Raw genomic sequence first — 22,812 nt, forward strand, 5'->3', positions numbered from 1 at the left:
TAAGTTCGACTCAAGTCGTACTGAGCGTTTGCCGGGAGGAGCTGTCGTGGTGGGGAGTCGGGCGAGGGCGGTCTCGGGTGCGCGGGAGGCCGATGGAGGGGCAGGCGGCGTCGCCACCCGGTGGGTGTGGACCGCCGCGTGGCCGGTGACCGCGGTGTTCGTTCTGTCGAACGCGGCCACGCCGCTGTATGTGCGGTGGCAGCGCGAGATCGGGTTCTCCAAGGGCACCCTGACGGTGATCTTCGCCTGCTACATCGTCGGGCTGATCGGTTCGCTGCTGGTCTCGGGCGTGGTCTCGGACCGGGTGGGGCGGAAGCCCGTGCTGCTGCCCGCGCTCGGGCTCGCGCTGGCGGCGTGCGCGATCTTCGCGAGTGCGTCGAGCGTGGCCGCGCTGATCGTGGCGCGGCTGTTCAGCGGGATCGCGGTCGGCGCCGTCGTCTCCGCCGGGATGGCGGCGGTGACCGATGTGGCCGGGCCGGAGCGGCGGCGGCTGGCGGCGCTGCTGGCCTCGTGCGCCATGGTGTTCGGGGCCGGGCTGGGGCCGTTGCTCGCGGGGGTGTTGGGCGAGGGCGTGTTCGTCCTGGAGGCGCTGCTGCTGGTGGCGGCGGTCCTGGTGGTGGTGCGGATGCCGTTGCGTGGTGCTTCGGCCGCGCCCGCACAGTCCGTGCCCGCGAGGCCTGCGCCTGCGAGGTCTGCGCCCGCACAGTCCGTGCCTGCGAGGTCTGCGCCCGCACAGTCCGCGCCCGGGAGGTTCGCGCCCGCGAGCGGCGCCTGGGTGCGGATTCCCGGGGTGCCTCGGGGGAGTGGTGGGGACCTCCTCATGGGGATCGCCGTCTTCGCGCCCGGCATCACCGCCACCTCCTTCGTGCTCTCCCTCGGGCCGTCGCTGCTCGCGGGGTTGCTGGACACCACCAGCCCGGTGGTCGCGGGAGCCATGGCCTTCGTGATGTTCCTCACCGCGACCGGTGCGCAGTTCGCGGTTCAGCGGCTGGACCGGCGGACGATCCTCCTCGCCGGTGCCGTAAGTACGACGATCGGCATGGCCGCGCTCATCGCCGCCGTCCGTGCGTCCTCCGTGCCGCTGCTCGTCGCCGCCGCGCTGCTGGCCGGGGCGGGGCAGGGGATGGGGCAGCTCGGCGGGTTGTCGCTGCTCAACTCCAGTGTTCCGCCGAGCCGTCTGGCGGAGGCCAACGCGGCGCTCAACGTCGGTGGCTATGTGCCCGCGGGCGTACTGCCGGTAACGGCGGGCTACCTCAGCGACGCGGTGGGGCTGACGGCGGGGGCGACTGTCTTCGGGGCCGTGCTCATGGCATTGGCCCTCGTCGGGGGCCTGGTGGTCCGCGCCGGCCCGCCGTCTGCCCAAAGGAAAGAGGCATGAGGGCATGGAGGGTGGGTAGACGGGACCCCAATCAGCCTATGCATGCAGCCGATACAGGGAGTGCGACGGTGAACGACACGGCACCCGCGACGATGTCGATGCTGACAGCAGCGGAAGCTGAGCAGGCACATGACGTTCGCGTAAGTGACATCGCAGTGAATGGAGTTGAGACCGCCGGTCCCGTCGACCTGCCCACGGTGGACGATCCGGCGAAGGTGGCGCCCAAGGACGCGCGGGCGCTGACCAAGACGTTCCTGGATCGGCTGACGGAGCTGGAAGAGGGGACGCACGAGTACCAGTACGTGCGGAACACCCTCATCGAGCTCAATCTGTCGCTGGTCCGGTACGCCGCCCGGCGGTTCCACAACCGCTCGGTGGAGATGGAGGACATCGTCCAGGTCGGCACCATAGGGCTGATCAAGGCGATCGACCGGTTCGACCTGACCCGTGAGGTGGAGTTCACGACCTTCGCCGTTCCGTACATCGTCGGCGAGATCAAGCGGTTCTTCCGCGACACCAGCTGGGCGGTGCATGTCCCCCGCCGGCTCCAGGAACTGCGGATCGACCTCGCCAAGGCGAACGAGGAGCTGTTCCAGCGGCTGGACCGGTCGCCCACCACGGCCGAGCTCGCGGAGCATCTGCGGTTGAGCGAGGACGAGGTCGTCGACGGACTGGTGGCCAGCAACGGCTATCTCACCACCTCGCTGGACGCGCCCGCGGACCAGGAGGGTGGCGCCGCGCGCGTGACCACGTACGCGGACCGGTTCGGCGACGTCGACCCGGCCATGGAGGCCGTGGAGAACCTGCAGGCGCTCAAGCCGCTGGTGGAGCAGCTCGGTGAGCGGGACCGCCGCATTCTGCAGATGCGGTTCGGCGAGGAGTTGACGCAGTCGGAGATCGGCGCCGAGCTCGGCGTCTCCCAGATGCATGTCTCCCGGCTGCTCAGCCGTGCGCTCGGCCGACTGCGGCGCGGAATGCTCACCGAGGAGTAGGCCCGCCAGGAGCAGGCCCGCGTACGAAGCGGAGTAGGTCCGCGTACGCAAGGGCACTGCCGCCGCGCTGCTGATCACAAGGCCGCTGATCACAGCCGATCACAACAGAACACGACCGAAGGGGCCCGGCCGGAGATTTCTCCGGCCGGGCCCCTTCGGTCTGTGCTGTGGTTTATCCGTACCGTCTTCGGGTTACCAGCGGTACCACCGTCCTCGCCGCCCGCCGACTGTCGGCCGGGCGATGAAGCCGATCAGCCAGACGGCGAGCACGATGACCGCGATCCACCACAGAGCCTTCAGCGCGAATCCGGCGCCGAAGAGCAGCAGAGCGAGAAGAAGAACGACAAGCAGGGGGACCATGATTACCAACCTCCTCGCCGCGCCGGGTACCCCATCGGGAATCCGGCACACCTGATCAATTCATGCTGTTTCGAACACTCGGTTACTCCTGGTGGCCGGATGGCGTGGCGTCCCACGGTGAGCGGAGGCAGGCTGGAAGGGCAGAGGTCAGAGGGTGATATGTCATGATCCAGCCAGCCGATATCCGTGAGTGGCGCGACCAGGATGTCGTCGATGAGCAGGGCCGCAAGATCGGGGTGCTCGAGGCGATCTACGTGGCCACGTCCACCGACGAACCCGCCATGGCCACCGTCCGCACCGGGCTGCCCACCCGTCACCGTCTGGTGTTCGTCCCCGTGGACGACGCGGTGGTGGGGCCGGGCTATGTGAAGGTCTCCTACGCGCGGTCGCTGGTGAAGAAGGCACCCTCGCTCGGCGTGGACGATGTGCTGCCCGCGGAGCGGGAGGGGGCGATCTTCCAGCACTACGGGAAGACGTACCAGTCCGGTCCGGGTGGCGGGCGGCAGCTCGCGCGCCGCTGATGGCCGAGGACGCTTGACGACCGAGACGACCGAGACGACCGAGACGACCGAGACGACCGAGACGACCGAGACGACCGAGACGACCGAGACGACCGAGACGATCGAGGAGAGGTGTCGACGGTGGCGCTCTTCCTGTTCCTGGTGATCGTGGCCATCGCGCTCGGCCTCATCGGCTGGGTGGTGCACGGGCTGGGCTATCTGCTGATCATCGGCGTGGTGGTGCTGGTGGTCGACATCGTCCTCGGGCTGGTGCGGCTGGCACGGCGGGGCCGGCGGCGTCGGCTCCGATGACGGGACGCGCCGAGGCCCGCGTCCCGTTCGGGGCGCATGCCATCCCGTACGCCCCCGGCACGCTCCGGCCCTCCTGCGACGGCGACCCGGCGGCGGCCGACCGGCGGGTCCTGGAGCACTACCGGCTGTGGAAGACGTACTTCCTGCGGTCGGGCGACGAGGCGGGCGGCCGGGGCCGCCGCGCGGTGTTCACCCCCGACGCGGCGCACCCGTTCGTGGCCGAGGCCCAGGGCTACGGACTGGTGATCACCGCGCTGATGGCGGGCGCCGACCCCGACGCCCACGCCCTCTTCGACGGCATCCTCCGGCATGTCCTGGCCCACCCCTCCGTGAACCACCCCGATCTGCACGCCGCCCAGCAGGACGCCGAGGGCCGGGACGTCGGGGGAGGGGACTCGGCGACCGACGGCGACCTCGACATCGCGTACGGGCTGCTGCTCGCGGCCCGGCAGTGGGGCGGCGGCCACGGCGGCTACGACGGCTACGGCGGCCACGACGGCTACGACGGCCGCGGCGGCCACGACGGTTACGACTACGAGGCGCTCGCGGTACGGCGGATCGACGCCGTCATGGAGTGCGAGGTGCACCCCACCACCCGGCTGACCAAGCTCGGCGACTGGTCCTCGGGCCGCTATGACGAGATCTCCCGTACGTCGGACTGGATGCCGGACCACTTCCGGGCGTTCCGGGCGGCCACGGGCGATCCGCGGTGGGACGAGGTGCTGGACGCGCATCTGTCGCTGGCCGGGGCGCTGCGCGCCCGCCATGCCCCGGCCACCGGGCTGCTCCCCGACTTCGTCGTGGACACCACGTCCGGCGAGCCGAGGCCCGCGCCGGGGCAGGTCCTGGAGAGCCCGCACGACGGCGACTACCACTGGAATGCCTGCCGCGACCCCTGGCGGCTCGGCGCCGACGCGGTGACCAGCGGCGACGTACGCACCCGGGCGGCCGCGCGCGAGCTCAGCCGCTGGGCGAGGGCGGCGACGGGCGGTGATCCCGGGCGGATCCGGAGCGGATACCGGCTCGACGGCACGGCCTATGGGGACCCGGGCTCGCCCGCCTTCTTCGCACCCTTCGCGGTCGCCGCGCTGACGGAGGGTGAGGGCGAGGGTGAGGACGAGGGCGGGGACGAGGGCGAGGGCGACTCAGGGGCCGAGGGGGCGCAGGGCTGGCTGGACGCGCTGTGGGCGCGGATGTGCGCCTCCCCGCCCGATCCGGCCCGCGCCTACGCGGAGGGGGCGCGGCTCCAGTCGATGCTGGTGGTCAGCCACAACTACTGGGTGCCGTAGGCGCGGCCACCGTCTCGCACAGCGACTCCAGGGCGTCCCGCGCCGGGCAGTCGGGCAGCGCGGAGAGGGCCGCGCGGGCGGCGTCGGCCTGACGGGCGGTCTCCTCGCGGGCCCCGTCCAGGACCGGATGGGTGCGCAGCCGCGCCACCGCCTCCGCGCGCCCCGCCCGCCCGGCGGGCCCGGTGAGCAGCTCGTAAAGCTCCCGGTCCGAGGGGGCCGAGGGGTCCGCGGGGTCCGCAGGGTCCGAGGGGTCCGCGTCCCGTGCCAGCAGCAGGACGGGCAGGGTGGGGCGGCGGGCGGTGGGGGTCGCCACCTCGTCGGCGAGATGGCTCGCCACGCCCAGCCGTTCGCCGTACCGCGCAAGTGCGTCCGCGACTCTCGGGTCCGCGCCCGAGGCCAGTGCGCCCAGCTGTCCCGAGACGGCGGTCAGTGAGCCGGTCCGGCTCGCCAGTACGTCCAGATGGTGCTCGACGGGGTCGCGGCCGTCGCGCGGTCCGGTCGTCTCCAGGATCTGGCCGGTGACCTGCCGCCGGAACGCCTGGGCCTGGATCCGTACGGCCTCCGGCCCCAGGTCGGCCAGGATGTGCGAGGCACGGGCGAAGAGGAAGTCGCCGGTGAGCACCGCCACCGTGTTGTCCCAGTTGGCGTCCGGGCGCGGGGCGTCACGCCGTACGGCCGCCTCGTCCCGGACGTCGTCGTGGTAGTGCGTGGCCAGATGGGTCAGTTCGACGACCACGGCGGCGGGCACCACGCCCGGGGCGCCGGGGTCGCCGAACCGCGCCGCCAGCAGCACCAGCAGCGGCCGGAGCCGTCGCCCGGCCGTGCGCGTCAGTTCCCGCGCGGTCTCGGTGATGAACGGCACATCGCTCTTGGTGGCCCGCAACAGGCCCTCTTCCACCGCCGCTTGGCCGGCCCGGAGGCCGTCCGCCAGCGCGTGGTCCCGCACGGTCGGCTGCATGGACAGAAATGTCTCATATGTCGCCACTGGCGGGCTTGAGGGCGTGTCATCGGCGGCTGGTTTCAGGACGTCGTCGGTAAGTGGTCCCAGGACGACGGATCAGGGGTCCGGCGCGGCCGGGATCCTGGCCCGGATGCGGCTTCCCTGGCCGGGGCGGCTGTCCACGTTGAGCGTGCCGCCCACCTCGCGGGCCCGCTCCCGCATGGAGAGCAGCCCGAGATGGCCGGGGAAGGAGCCCTTGCAGTCGAAGCCCACTCCGTCGTCGGCGACCGTCAAGGTGACGGCGCCCGGCTCGTTGAGTAGATGGAGCCGTACGTTCCGGGCCTGCGAATGCTTGGCGACGTTGTGCAGCGACTCCTGGGCGATCCGGTACAGGGCGTGTTTGGCCTCCGGTGTGGTCTCCGGTTCGGCGTCCAGCTTCGCCTCGGTGGCGATTCCGTACCGGGCCCGGAGCGCCTCGACATGCTGGGTGAGCGCGGCGACCAGCCCCTCGGTCTCCAGCGATTCGGGCCGCAGCCGGCACAGCAGGGTCCGGGTCTCGGCGATCGCGGCGTCCGCGAGCCGCCGTATGTACTCGATGGGCTCGGCGAGTTCGGCCAGCTCGGCGAGGTCCACGACCTCCCCGGCGGTCTCGTGCCCCGCCACCGGATCGACCCGACCCGGTGCTTCCGCATGACTCGCCGTCCCGGTCCGGCCTTCCACCGGCTCCGCGCTGTCGATGTCGCGCTCCAGCATCTCGCGGGCCGTACGGGCGCCCAGCGCGATGCCGTAGAGCGCCTGTGAGACCGAGTCGTGGAGCTCGCGCGAGATGCGATGCCGCTCCTCATGGACGGCCTTGTCCTGGGTGGCCGCCCGCTGCCGGTCGTTCTCCACCGCGCAGGACGCATGCCCCGCGATCACCTCCAGGAGGGTGATGTCCGCCTCGCCGGGGTCGCGGCCGGGCGGGAAGTGGCAGCACATCGCGCCGATCGCGGTGGATTCGCGCAGCAGCGGCCAGGCGGCCACCGCGCCCCGCGCGGGGCCCTCGCCGTCCGCGCCGGTACGGCCGCCGCCGTGGATGACGGGCGCGGCCCCGCCGATCGCCTCCAGCGCCGGTTTGCGCGACGGCGGGGTGTGGCCGTGGCCGCCGCCGACCAGGCGCAGATTCGCCGACGGGCCGGGCTCCAGCAGATAGACCGTGCAGCTCGCGGCGCCCGTACGGGCCACCGCGCCCGCGGCCAGGGAGTCCAGGGTCCGCCGTACGCAGGGGCCGGAGGAACGGGGGAACACCGAGGGGCCGGACGAACCCCAAGGGGAACCGGAGGGCCCAGCGGACCCCGAAGTACCAGCGGCCCCAGTAGTCCCAGAGGCTCCGGCGGCTCCGGCGACCCCAGCAGTCCCAGCGGCCCCGGCGACCCCAGCGGCCCCGGCGACCCCAGCGGCCCTGGCGGCCCCAGCGGCCCCGGCGAACCCCGGCGGCCCCAAGGACCCCGAAGCCCCTGACGCCCCGGCGAACCCCGAAGGCCGCACGGCCCCCGGCGCCCCTGATGCCCCCGGTGCCCCCGGTGCCCCCGGTGCCCCCGGTGCCCCCGGTGCCCCCGGTGCCCCCGGAGCCTCCGGAAGTCCCGAAGACCCCAAGGACTGCAAGGACCCCGAAGACCCCAAGGACAAGCCCCCGGAACCGTTGGTGCCCGGCCCGGCCGCCGCCGACGCCAGCCGCCGCAGATGCTCCCGGTGCCGGATCTGGGCGACCGCATGGCCCGCGGCCGCCGCGAAGAGCCCCACGGTGCTCACGTCGGCGTGGGTGAGCCGGCGCCCGCCGCCGCGGTTCGCCACCTCGATCACCCCCACCGGGTGGCCGCGCACCAGCAGCGGCGCGTCCAGCACCGAGGCGGGGACCGCGTGCCGGGGGTTCCGGCCGCGCCGGCGCGGCCGCCGTTCGTCGCCGGAGACCGTGGGCCGGCCGGCGCGGATCGCCTGGCGGGCGGGGGAGGAGCCGCCGGGCGTCAGCGGTCCGCTCGGCGCGGTCCACGGGGCGCCGTCGGTGGCCCGTATCGTCAGGACGTCGCCCGGCTCCAGCACCATCACCCGGGCCATATCGGCGCCCAGGAGCTCCCGCACCCGGCGGGCGATCAGCCGGAGCGTCGCGTCGGCGGTCTCGCCCGCCAGGATGTGTTGGGTGACCTCGGCGAGCGCGGTGCCGCTCCGTCTCCGCCGGGTCGGGGTCCACCGTGTACTGATCACGCCGACCACCACTGCTCCCTCGTCGTCGACTCCACTGCTTCCGGAGGAGTGAGCTCACCCGCGGGCACCAGGCCGGACTGCACCGCGTAGACCGCCGCCTGGGTCCGGCTGTGCACCCCGAGCTTGGTCAGGATGTGGCTCACATACGTCTTCACCGTCTGCTGGCCGATCCGCAGATCGTGGGCGATCTCCTTGTTGGCCTTGCCGCGCGCGAGCATGGTCAGCACCTCGGTTTCCCGCTCGGTGAGCTGCTCCGGGCCGCTGGGCTCCCTGACCTGGCCCATCAGCCGGGAGATCGCGGCGGGGGAGACATGGATCTGGCCCGCGGCCGCGGCCTTCACCGCGTTGCGGAGGTCGTCGGCCTCGGCGTTCTTCAGCAGAAAGCCGATGGCGCCCGCCCGGACGGCGCCCATGACCATGGCGTCGTCGAGGGAGCTGGTCAGCGCCACCACCTCGACCTCGGGGAGGTCCTGGCGGATCTCCGCCGTGGCCGATACGCCGTCCATCACCGGCATCAGCAGGTCCATCAGGACGACGTCGGGGCACAGCTCCCGGGCCAGCCGTACGGCTTCCCGGCCGTTGGTCGTCTCGCCGACCACCTTGATGTCGTTGTCGAGGCCAAGGATCATGCGCAGGCCCTGCCGGACCACCGCATGGTCGTCTGCGATCAGCACGCGAAGCGCCACTTGGTTCACCTGCCCATGGAGTACCCCGCCGCACGAGCGGAGACATACGCGGAAACGGTCGCGATCAGCGGTTCGAAGAGGGGAAGGGCCAGCAGGACGAGGACGCCCGCCGCCCATCCGCCCAGGACGTCACTCACCCAGTGGGTGCCCAGATAGACGGTGGTCAGACCGACGCCGACGGCCATCACGCAGGCGACCAGCGCGCCCGTCCGCCGGTGGTGACCGGCGAGATAGGCGAGGGTGCCCCAGACGACGACGGCGTTGGCGGCGTGACCGGAGGGGAAGACCATGCCGCCGTGGAAGAGCTCGGCGGACCCGGGGGTCCGGGCGTCGTACGGGCCCAGCCGCCCGGTGAGGATCTTGACGGCGCCGACGCTCGTGTTGAGCAGCAGCAGCGCCACTCCCAGGACCAGCGGCGGACGCGGGCTCCGGGTCCGGCCGCCGCGCCAGACGGCCCAGGCCAGGGCGGCCAGGGCGGTGGGGCCGCGCTGGCCCGCGATGACGAAGGCGTCCAGCGCCGGCCGGACCCGCGGCCACTGTTCGTACGGCTTGAACAGGGCCACCTGCCAGTCGAACCGGACGAGCTGCGAGCCGGTGAGGACGGCCGTGAGGACCGCCGCGTAACAGGCGGCGGCCACCAGGAAGGCGATCGTGCGCCCGCGGCTCAGCGGGCATCGGATCCGTCCAGGGATTCGCATGAGGAGGGAACCCGTCTCGGTAGCTCCGCGATTCCATCCGAAGGGGGATTTGTCATTCCATTTGGCCCCCGGCCAACCCGCCCCGGATGGTCCCGCCCCCGGCCAACCCGCCCCGGATGGTCCCGCCCCAGGTGGTCCCGCCCCAGATGGTCGCCCCCATCCGTACGGGCTCATCCAGGTGAACCCGGCCCGTAGGCGAAACGTGAAACGCAAACGGCCCCCGCACCAGAGGGGGCCACCGCCGCACCCGAGGGGGCCACCGCCGTACCGAAGGCGGGCACGGGTCAGATCAGCCCGTCACTCACTCCTCCGGCCCCTCCGGCTGCGCGGGTTTGAAGCCGAATTCGGCGGCCTTCGCGACCGCCTCCAGCTGCGAGCGCGCCTCCAGCTTCTCCAGGATCCTGCGCACATGCGTGCGCACGGTGGCGTAGCTGATGCTCAGCCGCTCCGCGACGGCCCGATTGTCCAGGCCGTGGCTCATCAGCGTGAGGATCTCCTGCTCGCGCGGGGTCAGGCTCTCCAGACGCCCGGTCTGCTCGGCGGTGGACCGCGCGTCCTCGCGGTGCCGTGCCAGCACCTCCACCAGCGTGCTGGCCGGGATGAGGGTCTCGCCCTCGGCGGCCGAGCGGATGGCGGACGCGATCTCGTCGCCGCTCGCCGACTTCAGCAGATAGCCGCAGGCGCCCGCCTCCACGGCGGCCAGCAGCGCCGAGTCGCTGGCGTCGGCGCTGAGGATCACGATGGCGACGGACGGGTCATGGGCCCGGATGCCGCCGGCCGCGTCGGCCCCGGTGCCGTCGGGCAGCCGGAAGTCGACCAGCGCCACATCGGGCTTCATCTCCTTGGCCATCGGCACGGTCTCGGCGACCGAGTCGGCCCAGCCGACCACCGTCAGATCCGAGTACTCGGCCAGCAGGGCCCACAGCCCCTCGGCCACCACCCGGTGGTCCTCGACGATCAGCACCTTCGTCAATTCGGGAGGTGCGGTCACGGCTGCGGGTCCCCTTCGGGGGAGTCGGGGGAGTCGGGGGTGGCGAGCGGCGCGCCCGGGGGAGTGCCGAGCGGCACCCAGAACTCCACGGTGGTGCCGGAGCCGGGTTCGCTCTCGATCCGGCACCAGCCGCCCGCGATCTGGGCCCGCTCCTGGATCAGGGAGAGCCCGAGGTGGCCGGGGCGGGACTCCACCTCGAGCGGGTTGTAGCCCTCGCCGTCGTCGACGATCCGCACCAGGCAGCCGTCGTCGAGCCCGAGCAGCTGCACATGGACCGTCTTGGCGTGGGCGTGCTTGCGCACGTTCACCAGCGCTTCCTGGGCGGTCCGGTAGATCAGCGCCATCGTCTCGGCCGGGGGGTGGGCGGTGAGCCGGTCCTCCAGCCGGTAGGTGACGCCGGTCTCGGTGCGCATCTGCTCCAGCAGGCCGCGCAGCGCCCCGGCCAGGCAGCCGTGCTCCAGGCTGGACGGCCGCAGGTCGAAGATCAGCTGGCGCAGCCGGCTGAGCGAGAGCTTCAGGGTCTCGTCCAGCTTGTCCATCACCCGCTGCTCGTCCGGGTCCCGCAGCCGCCGGCGCAGCTGCTGGAGGCGGAGGCTGGCGGCGGTGATCACCTGGATGGTGTCGTCGTGGATGTCGGCGGCGATCCGGCCGCGCTCGGCCTCCTGGGCGTGGACCAGATGGCTGAGCAGCGCCTGGCGGTCGCGGTCGGTGACCTCCAGCAGCTCCAGGCTGCGCTCCAGGACGAACTGGGCGCGCTGCACCTCGGTGATGTCGCGGATGGTCAGGACGGTGAGCAGGCCTTCCTCCGTACGCAGCGGACTGATGCTGACGTCGGCGGGGAACTGCTTGGCGTCGCTGCGCCGCCCGACCAGCTCCATGCTGTGGCCGACCGGCTCCTCGAGGCTGTCGTCCCATTCGCGCAGCGAGACGGTGAGCGGCTGGTCGGGCAGCAGCGCCTCCACAGCCCGGCCGATCAGATGGTCGCGGTCGTAGCCGAAGAGCGCCTCGGTGCGGTGGTTGGCCGCCTGGATCCGGCCGCTGGTGTCCACGATCAGCATCGCGTCCGGGGAGGACTCGATGAGCTGGCGGAACCGGCTCTCGGCCGCCCGCAGCTGGCTGAGGTCGGCGACGAACACCACCCCGCGGGGCTGCCGGCCCTGCAGATGGCCGCCGCTGAACTGGGCGGGGAACTCGCCGCCGTCGCGACGGCGGCCGCTCATCGCGGACGGCGTGGTGAAGACCCGGCCGATCAGCTGCTCGGAGGCGGTGCGGTAGCGCTCGGGGACGAGGTCCCGCAGCCGCTTGTCGCGCAGCTCCGCCGAGCTGTAGCCGAACATGTGCCGGATGTGGGCGTTGGCGTACTCGATCCGGCCGCGCGGGCCGACCACGAGCACTCCGCAGGGGGCGTGGCTGAGCAGCTCCAGGTACGAGTCCTCCAGGCGGTTGCCGACCAGGTCCTCGAACCGCCAGGAGGCGCGCTCGGCGCGGCGCAGCGGTTCGGCGCAGTCGGCGAGCAGCTCCGCGGACATGCTGAACTGATCGCGGGCGGCCCGGATGATCGCCTCGAGGATCTCCTCGGCGGGGGTGCCCTTGACCAGATAGCCGCTGGCCCCGACGGCGAGCATGTTCAGCACGGTCTCGCGTTCGCCGTGGGCGGACAGCGCCACCACCCGGGCCTCGGGGACCTGGTCGCGGATGGCCCGGACGCTGCCGGGGGCGTCGCCCCGGGGCATGTGCACATCCATGATCACGACTTGCGGGCGGTGGTCCACCGCCGCGCGCACGGCCTGCTCATGGTTGATGGCCAGGCCCACCAGCTCCAGGTCCGGGTGGGAGTCGATGAGGTCGGCGAGCGCCTCGCGGACGGCCGGGTCGTCATCGGCCACCACAACGGCGATCCGGTTGTCGCCCATCGCTACCCACCTCCCTTGAGGACGGCGCCCTGCAGCTCGCGGGGCTCGAGTTCATCGCGCCGGCAGTGCGCCAGCGACGGCATGACCGCGGCCAGCGGCGCGACCAGCACGTTGTAGTGGCTTCCGATGCGGTCGCAGACGGCCACCGCGGTCGCGGCGTCCCAGACCGCGGCCCAGAAGGCCCAGTCGTGTTTCTTGTGGTTCCGCGCGGCGTCCAGGGCGGCCCGGCGCGCCACCGAGGCGGCGACCAGAATCCGGTACCGCTCCTCGGGCGTGGTGGTGCGGTGGACCACTGCCCAGCCCTCGGCGCGGGTCTGGCTGGACGTCTGCTTCCACAGATCGGCCACCCGGTCGATCTCCTCCGGGGAGAGGTCCTCGATATGGGTCAGGAATTGTAGGACTCTTCGTGAGTTAGGGCCGAAAACTACGCTCATAGGACACTCCAGGACGCATGGTACATCTACGGAACTGGTGAGCCGCCCGGGTGAGCCGCCCCGAGGCCGTCGGCGGCCGGTCGCTCCCTGGAACGTGGGCCTGTCCCGCCGCCGTGTCCGCCGCTTCCCGCCGCTTCCCGCCGCTTCCCGGCGGGCGGCCCGGCCCGGCCCACGTTCTCCCTCGGCGCCACTCGCGGTCCCTAATCCCCGCGGCCCTGGGACATGTTGATGCTCGCCCTGGCGACGCCACCGCTCTTCTGGCCGATGAGCTGGAAGGACACACCGCTCTCATCCGCCGGAGTGATCTTGTACGAGCCCACGGCCGCAGCCTTGCCCCGGCTGTCCACCTGGAAGGTCCCGATCTTGCGCTGGGCCTTCGAGCCCGAACCGGCGTAGGCGGTCACCGTCTCGCCCGGGGCGAACCCCGCGACATAGAAGCTGAGCGTGGTGCCCGCCCTGCCGCCGAAGGCGCTGGGCTCGGCGGACGGGCTGTACGGCAGCACGGTGAAGCCCGAGCGGACCACGGCCCGGCTCTGGTCGCCGATCGCCATCAGCGTCTGCCGCCCCTTGAGGCCGAACGGCACGTTGAACGCCACGTCGCGGATCTGGCCCATGCCGTTGGCCTGGGCGGTGAAGGCCGGCAGACCGCCGGTGGAGTTGATGTAGACCAGCACCCGTTCGCCGGGCGCGAACTTGTTGGCGGACAGCGTGATCCGCTGGCCGGCCTTGAGCGCGTACGGCTTGGACTTCATCGACGGGTACATGGCCAGCATCTGGAAGGGTGCGGTGGCCGTGGTCTTGCTGCGCTTGCCCACCAGGACCAGGGTGCTGGAGCCGGTCGGGGCCACGCCCACCTTGATCGCCGCATGGGCGACGCCGCCGCTGCCGTCGGTGCGCAGCGTGGTGACGGGGATGCCGGTGGTCCGTCCCCAGAAGACGTCGATCGGCTCACCCGGGCGGAAGCCGCGGGCCGAGACCGTCACCACGTCGCCGGGGCGGCCCACCAACTTGTTGATCTTGGCGGTGCCGACCGCGCCACCGGTGATCACCTTGGCCTCCGCCGTCTTGCTGCTGCCGCGCTGCTGGGCGACCAGCGTCGCGGGCCGGTTGCCCGCGGTATCGGGCATGGTGAACCGGGCGTAGATCGACCCGAACCGGTCCGAGCGCACACTGCCGATGGCGCGGCCCTTGGTGTCCGACTTCCGGGCCTTGATCAGGATGTCCACGGTGGCCTTCTTGTCGAAGCCACCGCCCTCGACCGCGGCGCTGCCGCCGGGGGTGACCAGACCCGGGTTGATCACGATGATCGGGCCGGACGCCTGGGGGACCCGCTGATTGCCCAGCTTGATGGTCTTGGGCTGCTTGGGCGGGCGTATCTCCTGCTCCTGCCGGGAGTGCTGCTCCTTCTTCGGGGCGCTGCCGCCTCCGCTGCCGGTGGTGTTCAGGGCGCCTCCGAAGCCGCCGCGCGCGACCACCTGGACGAGCGATCCGACGATCGCGAAGACCACGAGTGCGAGCAGGACGGTCTTCCAGGTGAGCTTTTTCTTCTTCTCACCGTCGGGGGTGTTCTCCTCGTTCTCGGGATCATCCCTGTCCTCCGGAACATCCCAGTCGTCGTCGTACTCAGGCATGGCCTTCACCTCCTCTTCCCATGGCTACTGCACACGGTAGATTTCCAGCTTGATATTGCCCTGGGTTTCCGACCAGACGCGGGTGGAATTGCGCAGCGCCTGGAGAATCCAGTTCTCCCGGCCGTCGGAGTTGTTGGTCATCATCGATTTGCGCATCTTGTTCGACATGATGATGTAGTCGACGTTCTGCCATTTCTTCTTGAAGAGCTTGTCGCGCACATCCGGGTCCGACGAGGCGTTCCAGTGGGAATGCGCGTACGGGTAGAACGGGCGTACATCGTGCAGTTCACCCCACAGGTCGTCGTCCATGATGATGCGCGAATTCGGCGGTACGTGCTTGCGCACCCAGGCGATCTGGGCATGCTGCATTCCGGTGAGGTTGATCTTGGACTGGTATTGGTCGGCGATCTGCGTACGGCCCTCGGTATTGGTGTGGACGAGATATCCGGAGGCCGGTGACACCAGCAGCAGAACGGCGACGAACGACGGTACGGCGACCCGGGTCAGAGAATGCGCGCCGCGCATGAACCGATTGGCGAACGAGCCCTTGAGCAGCCGGTCGGTGATCATGCCGATATTGAGCGCGAGCATCGGGATCAGCGGAGTGACGTAGAAGTCCAGCACCACGCTGCCGCGCACCAGGTAGAAGGCGTATCCGAAGGCCAGCGTCCCTGCGATCAGGAAGCCCAGGTTGCGCCTGCGGTCCCGGGTGCCGATCCACAGGCACATCACCATCGCGCACACCCCGGCGATCAGCAGGAACTTGTCCCGGACCAGCCAGCTGGTCTGCAGCAGACCGGTGTGGCTGAAGAGGGTGCCCTGGTTGCGGTTGAGCTGCCACCACAGGGTGTAGAGCAGCGAGACATGGTCCGCGGGCGGGTTGTTCAGGTCGAAGTCGAAACCGCTCGGCAGCAGCTCGTTCTTGAGCAGTGCGTAGGTCACGTAGGCGCCGATCGGGGTGGCCGCGGCGAACGGCCAGAGGGTGCTGGTGAACCGGCTGCTGGCCGACCCCTTGACCCTTCGGTAGAGCAGATACATGAAGCTGGGCACGAAGAAGATCGCGTTCTCCTTGGTGATCAGCGCGATCCCCAGCGCCAGTCCGCCGCCGAACACCGATCTGATCGTGACTTCTCGCCTGAGCAGCATGAACAGGCTCAGCAGCAGCCAGAGCATCATCAGGTTGTCCAGCAGGACCTGCCGCTGGAAGTAGACCGCGATCGGCGAGACGTTGAAGAGGAACGAGGTGACGGTGGCGGCCAGCACACTGCCGGACAGCCGCCGGGTGATCTCGAACAGCAGATAGACGGCGACCACATGCACCAGCAGCATCAGGAACCGTCCGGTGTTGATCGCGTTCCCGAAGGTCTCGAACTGCTTCGGCAGCGGGAAGATCCACCCGGCCAGGGTGATCCAGCCCAGCGGGGCGTGGTCGTAGTCGTAGGTGTACGGGGACAGGCTGGTCTCCCGCACCACGGACCACGCCCGCTGCATGTAGATGCCCTCGTCGGTGAGGTAGAGGGGGTAGCGGAACAGGTGGTAGCCGTGGGTGAGCAGCCCGGTCAGCAGGGAGGCGACCAGGGCGATCCTGCCCTTGTTCCCCAGCGGCGGGAACCAGCCGCGCTCCACGGAGAACCGCGGACGGCGGCGGCGCGGACGCCGCGCGGGGGCCTCGGTGTTCTTGTCCGCGGCGGTGTGCTTGTCCGCCTCGGTGTTCTTGTCCGCGGTGTTCCGGCCTTCCGCGTCGACGGCCGCCGGCCGCGAGGGCGTGGGGTTATCCGACACGCGACTCCGCCTCCTCGGTGGTGGCCCGGTGGGCGCCTACGTGCTGTGTCTTCTCCCAGTCGTGGCGGCCGAGCATCTCCCGCCGCATGGCCCGCAGCGCGGCGTACGCCAGCACCATCTGGAAGGGGAACCAGGCGATGGCCATGCGCACGATGGCCTTCGGCGAGGCCTCGAGGCCGTGGGCACCGGTGAACTCGTACAGGCCGACCGCCTGGACCAGAAAGTGCGCGGCCAGCAGCAGAACGGGCAGATAGGAGCAGAGCGCGATCAGCACCGGCACCTTGAGGATCAGAATCATGCCGAGCGAGATCGGCAGATAGATGCCCAACAGCGCCTGTCCGCGCGGGAACGCCAGGACGTAGAAGGCGAGCCAGCGCTGTTTGCGCGTCGGCATCTTCTTCCAGGTGCCCTTCTTCAGGGTCTGCATGAAGCCCTGGCTCCAGCGGGTGCGCTGGCGGATGAAGTGGCCGAGGGTCGGCGGGGTCTCCTCCTTGGTCACATACCGGTCGTCGTAGACGACGCGCACCCGCTCGCCCATGGCGGATATCCGCAGCCCCATGTCGGCGTCCTCGGTGAGGTTGCGGTCGTCCCAGCCGCCGAGCCGCAGCAGCAGCTCACGGGCGAAGAAGACGGTGTTGCCGCCGAGCGGGATCGAGCCGTAGTGGGCGTGGTAGTGCAGCCGGCTCTTGAACCAGAAGAAGTACTCCAGGACATTGAGCGTCGAGTACCAGTTGGACTCGTAGTTCATCAGCTGCACACCGGCCTGGACCACCTTGACCTTCTCCTGGACCATCACGGTGTTCACCAGGGAGAAGATCTCGGGGTGGATGTCGTCCTCCGCGTCGAAGATCGTCACCACTTGGTTGGCGGTGTGCGGAAGGGCCGTGTTGAGGCCGTGCGGCTTGTTGATCGGCTTGTCGTCGAACACCACGACCCGCACATTGTGCAGCCCTTTCCGCTTCAGGTCGTCGATCTTCTCCTCGGCCTTTTTGATCGTGCCGTCGTCGTCCTGTGAGCAGATCACGAAGACCTCCAGCAGTTCGGCCGGATAGTTGGCCCGCACCACGCGCTCGATGGTGCTCTGGATGACGTCTTCCTCATGCCGGGCGGGCAGCAGGACACTGAAGGAGATCTGGGGCGGCAGGAATTCATCCGGCGCCCGAGCCTTCCGTTCGGCGTCCGCCCGGTCCCAGGTGTAGAGCATGAGATAGAGGACATGGGCCGACTGCACGGTGAGCAGGATTGAGACCACGATCAGCACCAGGTAGACGATGGCGACAATCATCGGCTCCGCCTCCCCCAGACCCAGCCGGTACTCGACGCGAAGTTGACCGCGAAAGCCGCCGCGATGCCGAGGCCGTTCGCCAGCAGCAGATGCATTCCGGTGCGCACCAGTGACCAGACGATGAGCACATTGACCCCGAGCCCGCCCAGGACCGAGACATTGAACTTGATGAATCGTCCGAGGGATGGCGTGGCCACCGCGAAGGTCCACCGGTCGTTCAGCAGGTAGTTGTGAACGACGGCGATTTCCACCGCTATCGACGACGCCACCAGCAGCGGCAGTCCGGCCCAGTGATAGAGGACGAAGAGGACCACCGTGTTCACGACCACACCGCCCCCGCCGACCACCGCGAAACGCAGGGCCAGACCGGGCATGCCCGCCATCGGGTTCCGGACCTGGCGGACTCGGAACAGCATTCCGGCCCGCCTGCGGGCATTACGGTCGGTGCTGTCCGCCTCTTCGCCCGGCTCTCCGGTGCGCTCGCTGAACGTTCGGAAACGCTGCATCGCGACTCCCTCGACAGGAGGCTCTTATCGCCGTTGACCCAAGAGTGCGTCACCCGAAAAGGAGGTAGTACCCGCGCCCGGGGGAGCGGGTGGTACACCTTCGGCGGACCCGTCCTATCCCCCGTATTGGGGAGAGCCGGGGCCGGGGTATCCGGACCGGTCCCCCAAAGAAGGGACGGGACGCTCACCCTCTCGCGGGTGCCAGTACCTGCGGGGGATGCCCAAAGATGAAATGGGCCGGACGGCCTTGCGTCCCGTGCGAGGAGAGTAGGTGACGTAATGTCAGGTCACGTGATGTCACGCCATCCATTCGCCGGCCGGGCCGGAGCGGTCATCGCCGTGATGACACTCGCACTGGCCACGCCGGCTGCGGCAAGTGATTCCGATTCCAGTGGGTTGCACGATTCCGGTGGGCTGCACGATTCCGAATGGGCGCTGACCGCGCTCAAGGCGGAGCGCGCCTGGAAATTCAGCAAAGGGGCCGGAGTGACCGTGGCGGTCATCGGCACCGGGGTCGACGCCTCCCATCCGGATCTGCGCGGCCGCGTGGTCCGCGGAAAGGATTTCGCGGGCGGCACCGGCGGCTTCGGCACCCGGGACGGCGGCAAGTCGGCCGAGCAGTCCACCCATGCCGCCGGAATCATCGCCGGCACCGGCCGCAATTACCGCGGCGACGGGGTGTACGGGCTCGCGCCCAAGGCCAAGGTGATGCCGCTCGGCGTCTACCGCGACGGAAAGCCCCTCGCCGACCCCACCGCGAAGGCCATCCGGCACGCGGTGGACCATGGCGTGCGCGTCATCGACCTGGCCGTCAACTTCAAGCGGCCGACCCCCGCACTGCGGTCCGCGGTGAAGTACGCCGTCGGCAAGGACGCCGTGATCGTGGCCGGTGCGGGCGACAACGGCAAGATCGGCAACCGGCCCACCTATCCGGCCGCCCTCCCCGGAGTGGTCGCCGTGGTGGCCACCGACAAGAAGGGCGCCGTCTGGACCTCCTCCCACCACGGCGGGAAGACCCTCCTGGCCGCCCCCGGCGTCGCCATCCTCACCACCTCCGGCGACAACGACTACTGGACCGGCGACGGCACCGGCTTCGCGGCGCCCTGGGTCGCGGCGGGAGCCGCGCTGCTGCGCTCGGAGCACCCCCGCTGGAACGCCAACCAGGTGGTCCAGAAGCTGATCGACACCGCCGACCGCAAGGGCTCCTCGGGCCATGACCCGCGCTATGGGTACGGGGTGATCGCCCCGGCCAAGGCGCTGGCGGACCGGGCCGCGCCCCCCGCCTCGACCGAGCTCTCCGCGCCCCGCCGCCATCCGTCCGCCACCCCGGACTCCGCCGCCCCCAAAACCGAGGGGGATGAATCCGCCCTGGTCACGATAGGTGTGGTGGCCGGGGTCCTGGTGCTGCTCGCGATCCTGGCGGTGGTGCTCATCAGCCGCCGCAGGCCGCCCGACAACTCCCACCGCGGCTGAGGCCGGGCAGGACTCGCCATGATCACGAAACTGTGCGGCCGCGACCGCCGCCCCCGCCCGCCGGTGCGTGCCCGCACCTCCCGGTGGGCGGGGCGGGGTGTCGCCCAGCTGATCGTGATGGTGCTGGTGGTCGAGGTGGTGATGGCGGCGACCGCCGTGCAGGCCCTGTTCGTGGGCCCGGTGCGGCCGTCCGCCACCAAGCCGTCGCTCCCCGTGGCCAAGCCGTTCTTCCCGGCCACGACGCGCTTCTACGTCGACCCCCACAACCCGGCCGCGACCTGGGTACGGGACCATCCGCACGACCGGCGGGCGGCGGCCATCGCCCGGCGGATCGCCGCCGAGCCCCAGGCCGCCTGGCTCACCGAGACCAATGAGTCTCTGATCGAGGAGCGGGCCCGCAACCTCGTCCGCACCGCCGCCGCCCAGCGACGGCTGCCGGTGCTGGTCCCGTACACCATCCCCCAGCGCGACTGCCAGCAACTGAGCTCCGGCGGCGCCGGGGACACGGACGCCTACCGGCGCTGGAGTGACGCCCTCACCCGGGGTATAGGGAACGGGCGCGCCATCGTCATCCTCGAACCGGACGCGCTCGCGCATATGAGCTGTCTCAAGCGGCGGCAGCAGGCGGATCGGTTCGCGGCGCTGGCGTACGCGGCGCGGGCGCTCCAGCGGGGCGCGCCCCGCGCCCGGGTCTACTACGACGCCGGGAACTCCGGCTGGCAGCCAGCGCGGACCATGGCCGAGCGGCTGCGGCGCGCCGGTATAGAGCGGTACGGGGACGGGATAGCGGTCAACGTCTCCAACTTCAACGCCACCGCCGACGAGGTGCGCTACGGGCTGTCCGTGATCCGGGAGCTGCGCCGGCCCCGGCTGGGGGTCGTGGTGGACACCAGCCGTAACGGGGCGGGGCCCACGCGTAATCATCGTTTCTGCGATCCGCCGGGCCGCAAGCTGGGCAGGCCCCCCACCGCCGCCACGGGCATCCCCGGGGTCGATGCCTTCCTGTGGGTCAAGCAGCCGGGCCAGGCGGACGGCTGTGCCGCCGGTGCGGGGATGTTCGTCCCCCGCTACGCGTACCGCCTGACGCGCTGACGCTCCCCCGGCCCCTCCTGACCAGACCAGGGGCGAGTCCGGCGGATAGTGACGCCTGCGGCGGCCTGCTCCCCTCCCCGCCCCTCCCCAAAACCGGGTCTCCGTCCCAGCCCCCGGGGTCCAGGGGCGGAGCCCCTGGTGACGGGAAGGGGCGGGGAGGGGGCAGATCTGCCGGACACCCCCTAAGGCGCCGGTCACTTCGTGATCGGCGCCTTTTGCATGCCCTGAGGGCTGCCTGGGCGGTCCCTGGGCGGCTGCTGAGGGCTGCCTGGGGCCTCCAGAGCAGCTCCTGAGCCCTCAGGCCACCCGCCTAAAACGGACATAACCCATATAAAACGGCCGAATTCCTCTACCTCAACTGAGGTAGGCGGAATTCGGCCGTTTGGTGTGCCCGGAATTCCCGCAATTGAGGTACGCAGATTTCAGCCAGGTGTACGGCGATTCCGACCGCGGTCACTCCCTAATGTCGTGAAGCGAAAGGACAAGCCCCGAAGGAGCTCCAATCGATGCACAGAGTTCTCGTCGTGGAGCACCACCCATTGGTGTTGAGTGCTCTCGCCGATCTCGTTGTCGAGGAGCCCGGACTGGAGCTATCCGGAATTGCAGGGTCGGCCCGAGAAGCAATTTCTCTGGCCAACCACATGCAGCCGGATGTGGTGCTGATCGACGTGGATGAGCCCAGCTGGCAAGCGCAGCGGTTGGTCCGCCTGATCGGCGAACTCCTACCGTCCGCGCGGATTGTCCGGCTGACCGCAGTCTCCGACCCGCAGATGGAATGTCTGGAATCTCCGACGAACAACCCCAGCGTCCTGAAAACCGCAGTACCCGATTTGCTCAGGAGCATCTCCGAATGAATTCCCCCATGGACCAGAACAACGCCCCGACCACCGAGACCAAGCGTGCGCCGCGCTCGCAGCGTCTCCGCTTCGGTATCGCCGCGGCCGTCGTCGCTGCTGCTGCCGTGGGTGGCACGGTCACCGCTTTCGCGGTGAACAACTCCGACGGCCAGTCGGCCACCACCACCTCCGCTGCCAAGGCTTCCGGCGCGGGCGCCGAGGGCCCCCTGTCCACCAAGAAGGGCGACATCGTCGACTCCGACGGTAAGAAGGTCGTCCTGACCGGTGTGAACTGGTTCGGTTTCGAGACCGGCACCTACGCGCCGCACGGCCTGTGGACCCGTAGCTGGGAGTCGATGCTGGACCAGATGGCCAAGCAGGGCTTCAACACCATGCGTCTGCCGTACGCGAACGACATGTTCAAGTCGTCCGCCAAGCCCGACGGCATCGACTACCACAAGAACCCCGATCTGAAGGGCCTCACCCCCCAGCAGATCATGGACAAGATCGTCAAGGGTGCCACCGACCGTGGTATCCGGGTGATCCTGGACCAGCACCGTCCGGACCAGTACGGCCAGAGCGAGCTGTGGCACTCCCAGAGCCTCTCCGAGAAGCAGTGGATGGACGACTGGGTCAAGCTGGCCAAGCGCTACAAGAACAACGACCGGGTGATCGGCGCCGACCTGCACAATGAGCCGCGTGGCCAGGCCACGTGGGGCGACGGCAACCCGAAGACCGACTGGCAGCTGGCGGCCACCAAGGCCGGTAACGCCATCCACAAGGTCAACAAGAACTGGCTGATCTTCGTCGAGGGCACGGACCGCCACAAGAACGAGCAGTTCTGGTGGGGCGGCGACCTCCAGGGTGTGAAGAAGCACCCGGTGAAGCTCAAGGAGTCGAACAAGGTCGTCTACTCGGCCCACGACTACGGTCCGGGCGTCTACAACCAGAACTGGTTCATGGCGAAGGACTTCCCGAAGAACATGCCGGCCATCTGGGAGAAGCACTGGGCGTACATCAAGAAGCAGAACATCGCCCCGCTGCTGCTCGGTGAGTTCGGTGGTAAGAAGACCGCCGGTAAGAGCTCCGAGGCCGTCTGGCAGAACGCCCTGATGGACTACCTCAAGAAGCACCAGATCAGCTACACCTACTGGACCTGGAACCCGGACTCGGGTGACACCGGCGGTGTGCTGAAGAACGACTGGAAGACGATCGACAAGAACAAGATGAAGATGCTGGCCAAGTACCAGACGCCGCTCCTGGAGGCGAAGAAGGGGAAGTAAGTCGGAGTAACCCCTTCGGTACACCGCCGATGACCACATAGCTGATCACGGCGTTGGCAAGCAGCGAGGGCCCGCAGGCAGTGCCGCCTGCGGGCCCTCGTCTTGTGTTTTTCCCCGGAAGGGAAGCGGGGCGGCCGCCCGGCGGGTTTCCTTCCCGGGCCGCGGACCGCGCCCGCGGACCGGCCCCCAC

22 protein-coding genes are annotated in these 22,812 nt (G+C 70.1%); 10 read left to right on the forward strand and 12 right to left on the reverse strand.

Going from position 1 to position 22,812, the window contains the following annotated elements; genetic code table 11:
• Window positions 1–46: 46 nt before the first annotated feature.
• Together J2Z30_RS31755 and J2Z30_RS31760 are read left to right on the forward strand one after the other, a co-directional pair.
• A complete protein-coding gene (locus tag J2Z30_RS31755) occupies window positions 47–1,378 on the forward strand; it encodes an MFS transporter (RefSeq protein WP_372453340.1) in 1,332 nt (443 codons plus the stop codon).
• Window positions 1,379–1,470: 92 nt separating this feature from the next.
• On the forward strand, window positions 1,471–2,370 hold the full coding sequence (locus J2Z30_RS31760) for an RNA polymerase sigma factor SigF (protein WP_209468931.1): 900 nt from the start codon (window positions 1,471–1,473) through the stop codon (window positions 2,368–2,370).
• A 192-nt stretch (window positions 2,371–2,562) separates the two neighbouring features.
• Here the strand turns inward: J2Z30_RS31760 and J2Z30_RS31765 are convergent, their stop codons facing one another.
• Window positions 2,563–2,730 carry a hypothetical protein gene (locus tag J2Z30_RS31765; protein ID WP_020870302.1) on the reverse strand — a complete coding sequence of 56 codons (168 nt, stop codon included), beginning with the start codon at window positions 2,728–2,730 and terminating at the stop codon, window positions 2,563–2,565.
• Between the two features lie 164 nt (window positions 2,731–2,894).
• Between J2Z30_RS31765 and J2Z30_RS31770 the strand changes: the two genes are divergently transcribed.
• The 4 genes from J2Z30_RS31770 to J2Z30_RS31780 are packed head-to-tail and all read left to right on the forward strand — an operon-like array spanning window position 2,895 to window position 4,831.
• Entirely contained in the window at window positions 2,895–3,251 is a 357-nt protein-coding gene (locus tag J2Z30_RS31770; RefSeq protein ID WP_044573146.1) for a PRC-barrel domain-containing protein, read from the forward strand.
• Window positions 3,252–3,264: 13 nt separating this feature from the next.
• Window positions 3,265–3,396: a hypothetical protein gene (locus J2Z30_RS51080; protein WP_281062772.1), complete on the forward strand. Its 132-nt coding sequence runs from the start codon at window positions 3,265–3,267 to the stop codon at window positions 3,394–3,396.
• Window positions 3,372–3,542: a hypothetical protein gene (locus J2Z30_RS31775; protein ID WP_209468922.1), complete on the forward strand. Its 171-nt coding sequence runs from the start codon at window positions 3,372–3,374 to the stop codon at window positions 3,540–3,542. The genes J2Z30_RS51080 and J2Z30_RS31775 overlap by 25 nt, the downstream gene beginning before the upstream one ends.
• The gene (locus J2Z30_RS31780; RefSeq protein WP_044573149.1) at window positions 3,539–4,831 is read left to right on the forward strand and encodes a glycosyl hydrolase family 8; all 1,293 of its coding nucleotides are present in this window, start codon (window positions 3,539–3,541) and stop codon (window positions 4,829–4,831) included. Before J2Z30_RS31775 ends, J2Z30_RS31780 begins: the two co-directional genes overlap by 4 nt.
• Here the strand turns inward: J2Z30_RS31780 and J2Z30_RS31785 are convergent.
• The 11 genes from J2Z30_RS31785 to J2Z30_RS31835 all read right to left on the reverse strand — a co-directional run bounded on the left by J2Z30_RS31785 (window position 4,806) and on the right by J2Z30_RS31835 (window position 17,938).
• On the reverse strand, window positions 4,806–5,789 hold the full coding sequence (locus J2Z30_RS31785; protein ID WP_044573152.1) for a polyprenyl synthetase family protein: 984 nt from the start codon (window positions 5,787–5,789) through the stop codon (window positions 4,806–4,808). The genes J2Z30_RS31780 and J2Z30_RS31785 overlap by 26 nt on opposite strands.
• Before the next feature lie 99 nt (window positions 5,790–5,888).
• Window positions 5,889–8,012: a GAF domain-containing protein gene (locus J2Z30_RS31790; RefSeq protein ID WP_209468923.1), complete on the reverse strand. Its 2,124-nt coding sequence runs from the start codon at window positions 8,010–8,012 to the stop codon at window positions 5,889–5,891.
• Window positions 8,009–8,698, reverse strand: a complete 690-nt coding sequence (locus J2Z30_RS31795) for a response regulator (RefSeq protein WP_037955385.1) — start codon at window positions 8,696–8,698, stop codon at window positions 8,009–8,011. The genes J2Z30_RS31790 and J2Z30_RS31795 overlap by 4 nt, the downstream gene beginning before the upstream one ends.
• 5 nt (window positions 8,699–8,703) lie before the next feature.
• Window positions 8,704–9,396 carry a phosphatase PAP2 family protein gene (locus tag J2Z30_RS31800; protein WP_052701477.1) on the reverse strand — a complete coding sequence of 231 codons (693 nt, stop codon included), beginning with the start codon at window positions 9,394–9,396 and terminating at the stop codon, window positions 8,704–8,706.
• A gap of 301 nt (window positions 9,397–9,697) precedes the next feature.
• A complete protein-coding gene (locus tag J2Z30_RS31805) occupies window positions 9,698–10,387 on the reverse strand; it encodes a response regulator (RefSeq protein ID WP_044573170.1) in 690 nt (229 codons plus the stop codon).
• Window positions 10,384–12,300 (reverse strand): PAS domain S-box protein, encoded by a 1,917-nt coding sequence (locus tag J2Z30_RS31810; RefSeq protein WP_044573172.1) that lies wholly within the window; start codon window positions 12,298–12,300, stop codon window positions 10,384–10,386. The genes J2Z30_RS31805 and J2Z30_RS31810 overlap by 4 nt, the downstream gene beginning before the upstream one ends.
• Window positions 12,301–12,302: 2 nt before the next feature.
• Window positions 12,303–12,734 (reverse strand): hypothetical protein, encoded by a 432-nt coding sequence (locus tag J2Z30_RS31815; RefSeq protein WP_044573182.1) that lies wholly within the window; start codon window positions 12,732–12,734, stop codon window positions 12,303–12,305.
• Between the two features lie 200 nt (window positions 12,735–12,934).
• Complete coding sequence (locus J2Z30_RS31820) at window positions 12,935–14,365, reverse strand: hypothetical protein (protein ID WP_044573185.1); 1,431 nt, start codon at window positions 14,363–14,365, stop codon at window positions 12,935–12,937.
• Window positions 14,366–14,389: 24 nt separating this feature from the next.
• Window positions 14,390–16,147, reverse strand: a complete 1,758-nt coding sequence (locus J2Z30_RS31825) for a glycosyltransferase family 39 protein (RefSeq protein WP_308280144.1) — start codon at window positions 16,145–16,147, stop codon at window positions 14,390–14,392.
• Window positions 16,137–17,432, reverse strand: coding sequence for a glycosyltransferase (locus J2Z30_RS31830; RefSeq protein WP_044573189.1), 1,296 nt, complete (start codon window positions 17,430–17,432; stop codon window positions 16,137–16,139). Before J2Z30_RS31830 ends, J2Z30_RS31825 begins: the two co-directional genes overlap by 11 nt.
• Window positions 17,429–17,938, reverse strand: a complete 510-nt coding sequence (locus J2Z30_RS31835; RefSeq protein ID WP_044573192.1) for a GtrA family protein — start codon at window positions 17,936–17,938, stop codon at window positions 17,429–17,431. Before J2Z30_RS31835 ends, J2Z30_RS31830 begins: the two co-directional genes overlap by 4 nt.
• Before the next feature lie 396 nt (window positions 17,939–18,334).
• On the opposite strand from J2Z30_RS31835, the gene J2Z30_RS31840 reads away from it, so the two are divergent.
• The 4 genes from J2Z30_RS31840 to J2Z30_RS31855 all read left to right on the forward strand — a co-directional run bounded on the left by J2Z30_RS31840 (window position 18,335) and on the right by J2Z30_RS31855 (window position 22,622).
• Entirely contained in the window at window positions 18,335–19,411 is a 1,077-nt protein-coding gene (locus J2Z30_RS31840) for a S8 family serine peptidase (RefSeq protein ID WP_245388667.1), read from the forward strand.
• A gap of 18 nt (window positions 19,412–19,429) precedes the next feature.
• Complete coding sequence (locus tag J2Z30_RS31845) at window positions 19,430–20,503, forward strand: glycoside hydrolase family 6 protein (protein WP_044573197.1); 1,074 nt, start codon at window positions 19,430–19,432, stop codon at window positions 20,501–20,503.
• Window positions 20,504–21,009: 506 nt separating this feature from the next.
• Window positions 21,010–21,357 carry a response regulator gene (locus J2Z30_RS31850; protein WP_020870319.1) on the forward strand — a complete coding sequence of 116 codons (348 nt, stop codon included), beginning with the start codon at window positions 21,010–21,012 and terminating at the stop codon, window positions 21,355–21,357.
• An 8-nt stretch (window positions 21,358–21,365) separates the two neighbouring features.
• Window positions 21,366–22,622, forward strand: a complete 1,257-nt coding sequence (locus tag J2Z30_RS31855; protein ID WP_245388668.1) for a glycoside hydrolase family 5 protein — start codon at window positions 21,366–21,368, stop codon at window positions 22,620–22,622.
• The last annotated feature ends 190 nt before the right edge of the window (window positions 22,623–22,812 follow it).

This window comes from Streptomyces iranensis (genome assembly GCF_017874715.1).
GTDB lineage: Bacteria > Actinomycetota > Actinomycetes > Streptomycetales > Streptomycetaceae > Streptomyces > Streptomyces iranensis.

What these genes read in the sequence shown, in the direction of transcription:
- J2Z30_RS31760 (WP_209468931.1), top strand. Translation starts at nt 1,471, where the DNA reads ATGTCGATGCTGACAGCAGCGGAAGCTGAGCAGGCACATGACGTTCGC.
- J2Z30_RS31765 (WP_020870302.1), bottom strand. Translation starts at nt 2,730, where the DNA reads ATGGTCCCCCTGCTTGTCGTTCTTCTTCTCGCTCTGCTGCTCTTCGGC.
- J2Z30_RS31770 (WP_044573146.1), top strand. Translation starts at nt 2,895, where the DNA reads ATGATCCAGCCAGCCGATATCCGTGAGTGGCGCGACCAGGATGTCGTC.
- J2Z30_RS31780 (WP_044573149.1), top strand. Translation starts at nt 3,539, where the DNA reads ATGACGGGACGCGCCGAGGCCCGCGTCCCGTTCGGGGCGCATGCCATC.
- J2Z30_RS31785 (WP_044573152.1), bottom strand. Translation starts at nt 5,789, where the DNA reads ATGCAGCCGACCGTGCGGGACCACGCGCTGGCGGACGGCCTCCGGGCC.
- J2Z30_RS31800 (WP_052701477.1), bottom strand. Translation starts at nt 9,396, where the DNA reads ATGCGAATCCCTGGACGGATCCGATGCCCGCTGAGCCGCGGGCGCACG.
- J2Z30_RS31810 (WP_044573172.1), bottom strand. Translation starts at nt 12,300, where the DNA reads ATGGGCGACAACCGGATCGCCGTTGTGGTGGCCGATGACGACCCGGCC.
- J2Z30_RS31815 (WP_044573182.1), bottom strand. Translation starts at nt 12,734, where the DNA reads ATGAGCGTAGTTTTCGGCCCTAACTCACGAAGAGTCCTACAATTCCTG.
- J2Z30_RS31820 (WP_044573185.1), bottom strand. Translation starts at nt 14,365, where the DNA reads ATGCCTGAGTACGACGACGACTGGGATGTTCCGGAGGACAGGGATGAT.
- J2Z30_RS31830 (WP_044573189.1), bottom strand. Translation starts at nt 17,432, where the DNA reads ATGATTGTCGCCATCGTCTACCTGGTGCTGATCGTGGTCTCAATCCTG.
- J2Z30_RS31835 (WP_044573192.1), bottom strand. Translation starts at nt 17,938, where the DNA reads ATGCAGCGTTTCCGAACGTTCAGCGAGCGCACCGGAGAGCCGGGCGAA.
- J2Z30_RS31845 (WP_044573197.1), top strand. Translation starts at nt 19,430, where the DNA reads ATGATCACGAAACTGTGCGGCCGCGACCGCCGCCCCCGCCCGCCGGTG.
- J2Z30_RS31850 (WP_020870319.1), top strand. Translation starts at nt 21,010, where the DNA reads ATGCACAGAGTTCTCGTCGTGGAGCACCACCCATTGGTGTTGAGTGCT.
- J2Z30_RS31855 (WP_245388668.1), top strand. Translation starts at nt 21,366, where the DNA reads ATGGACCAGAACAACGCCCCGACCACCGAGACCAAGCGTGCGCCGCGC.